Source organism: Candidatus Poribacteria bacterium, from assembly GCA_021162805.1.
Classification (GTDB): domain Bacteria; phylum Poribacteria; class WGA-4E; order B28-G17; family B28-G17; genus JAGGXZ01.
In genome coordinates this window covers 1-2,786 of the sequence record JAGGXZ010000186.1, presented here as the reverse complement: position 1 = coordinate 2,786, position 2,786 = coordinate 1, and the positions used below count along the sequence as shown (strand labels likewise).

Genomic DNA, 2,786 nt, shown 5'->3' with positions numbered 1-2,786 from the left:
TTTGAGCGTCAGAATCACCATCTTTTTCACCCCCTTTCGTTTGGAGTTAGGAAAGTGGAGGGGGGAATATTTCCCCCTGCCCCTTCAGGTATTATAATACTTTCAGCCTTTTGTGTTTGACAATACCGAATGTAAAAAGGGGGGTTAGAGCATGAAGGAGAAATTGAGAAGTTATGATTATTTTCTCTGCTGGTTGTTTTCCCTCATTATCCTCCTCCCAGCAACGGTAGGCCAAGATGAAGTAATGAGCCACGCTACTAAGAGCGTCTTATCTCCTAGAGGGATGATATCACTAAGAGGATCATGGGAGAAATGCTGCTGGCTTGGGAACGATCTATGTGAGACGGACTGTATTGGCACTCTCAAGATAGTGGCTTATGATTACCGATGGTGCATCACGATATATCCGGGAGTTCCCTGCTCTATGGATCCTCCCCAAAATATAATAGCATGTGATTATCTCGATTGCTTGATTCCTGGGTGTCATCTCTGTGGTCCATCCAGTATCTCACCAATCACCGTGAAACATTGCAACGGTTATCCCTGTGAGATGGATTAAAAGGAGGGATATAGTTATGAAATTCTTTAGTTTCATCATCCCGCTGCTTTTGACAGCGATGATTATAACCAGCCCTACCTCAATTTTACCTCTTAAAGGCATCATAGAGGGATGCAAGGCTTATGACTCCTCAGTTAAAAGCGGTATGGGACACCTGAATATTAAAATGAGATGGACTGAACAGGGAAGAGATCTCGCCAGCTCTGGAAAAGCCTTCTTGGCTTTTAAAGGTGGGAAAGTTCGTTTTGACTTGGTATCTAAACGCCCTCTCCCTAATGGTAATACCGACTCTTTCAAATGGAAGCAGGTGTTTGATGGGGAAAAGACCTTGTGGATCCGAAATCATTACTATTCTGATGGCTCCACGTTCAACTGTGGAGAGATAAAAACGGGTGACATTATCGACAAAGACGATCTGATAACAAGTTATGGTGTGACCTTTTGGGGAGAACCGATAGGTGCTCTGCTGGAGAGATTAAAAAATAGCTTGGAACTTGTTGGTACGGAGAAAATAGACGGCGAGCTCTGTTATAAGATAAGATTTCCCGTTCTCGCTTTATCGAAGGTCACTCCTGATTCTCTCACCCTGAAGGGTGCTTTGGCGGAGAAGATAGTTTCACTGAAGAAATCCCTGGAAAATAAAGTTGAGCTTCTAATCAATCCGGAGAAGGGATATAGAGTACAAGAAATCAGAGTGCTTTCCCCACAGGGAATGGTCATCGGTTCAGTCTCGATCATGCTCGGTCGATATAGTGAGAACGTTTGGTTCCCCAGGGGTGTAACGGTCAAAATTTTCCGAGTAAATGAGAGATCAGGGGAAGCCCGATTATCCTTTGTAAGGACCATATCGATCGAGAAGGATTTTAGAATCAACATCGACATTCCCGATGACCTATTCGTTTTAAAGTTTCCCCGTGGGTTATCCGTCCGCGATGATCGGACAGGCAGGGTTTTCATAGCTAAGTGATGTATATGGTGGGAGGGCTATCAAAGATGAAACCCCTTGTCCTTATCGTCGCTTTTATCACCTCCTTAACCTTGCCCTCGGAGGATTCGGTCAAACATAACGGTTGTGGTCCAGAAAGCCTGCTTGCTGTCTGCAAGCTTTTCGGTATCCCCGCCTCTATAGAGGAGCTCTGTAGGCTGTCCGGTCAGGATGAGACGGGAACATCAATGTACGGGCTGTGGTATGCTGCGAAGATCAAAGGGCTCGATTGTAAAGGCGTTAAATCGGATCTCAAAGGGCTCAAGAAGATGATAGATAAAGGAGAAGTGGCCATCGCACTGGTTAAGAAAAATGGGATGAACCACTTCGTAGTGGTTGAGGACATGGCAAAAGGCAAGGTGAAGCTCATCGATCCTCCCAGTCCCCCCAAGCCCATAGATGAAGATGAATTCGGGAGGATCTTCACCGGATATGCCCTCCTGATCTTGGGAAGGAGCCATAAGCGCGGCAACACACCGGATATCTATTTCGATGAGATCAACCATAACTTCGGTAAAGTCGGACAAAACCAGGAGCTACACTACACCTTCAAATTCTGGAATAAAGGTGAAGAGCCCCTGAGGATAAAGGAGATAAGAAGCTCCTGCGGATGCACGGCGGCAGTAGTTTCAAAGGGGGAGGTGCCTCCCGGTGATATGGGGGAGATAAGAGCCCTCTTCAATACGGGTTATAGAGGGGGGAGGTTCAGAGAGGAGATACATGTCATATCGAACGATCCGAAAAAGCCCGAGGTCATTCTTACGCTTTCAGGTGAGATCGAGAGGTCGGTGGTCGCTGTGCCCGATAGGCTCTACTTCGGGGAGATAAAGGGAGGAGATCAAAGAAGGAAAAGAGTTCAGATCATAGATCTGGACGGGAAACGTCTAAATATAGAGAAGGTAAGAAGCAGTTCGAAGGGCATCAGAGTGAGGGTGAATCGGGAGAAGGATAATGAGATCACTCTAGAGGTGATCTTGAATCCCTTGAAGATGAAACTTGGAGCTTTTGAGGAGAGGATAGTTGTCTACACCAACAACGATATGAGACCTGAGATCGAGATCCCATTGAGCGGTGAGATATTGGGAGAGATAGAGCTGAAGCCGCCGAGGTTGTTTTTCGGGATGATGAGAGCAGGTGAGAGGAAGGAATTGAAGGTTGAGATTCTAAAGTCTGGCGAGGCAGATTTGAGGTTGATGTCGGTTGAAGGGGCTGGGAAACTTGTGGAGATAAAGAGGATAAAGG

General features: G+C 46.2%; 2 protein-coding genes. Both read left to right on the top strand.

The genetic code is table 11. The features are described from left to right. The first annotated feature begins 575 nt into the window (after positions 1 to 575). Positions 576 to 1,526 (top strand): hypothetical protein, encoded by a 951-nt coding sequence (locus tag J7M22_15035; GenBank protein MCD6507920.1) that lies wholly within the window; start codon positions 576 to 578, stop codon positions 1,524 to 1,526. 26 nt (positions 1,527 to 1,552) lie between these two features. Then, positions 1,553 to 2,786, top strand: a 1,234-nt coding sequence (locus tag J7M22_15030) for a DUF1573 domain-containing protein (protein MCD6507919.1), incomplete at its 3' end; no start/stop codon positions are given.

Bases quoted from the DNA above. Each gene is read 5' to 3' on its own strand.
- J7M22_15035 (MCD6507920.1), top strand. From the start codon at position 576: ATGAAATTCTTTAGTTTCATCATCCCGCTGCTTTTGACAGCGATGATT.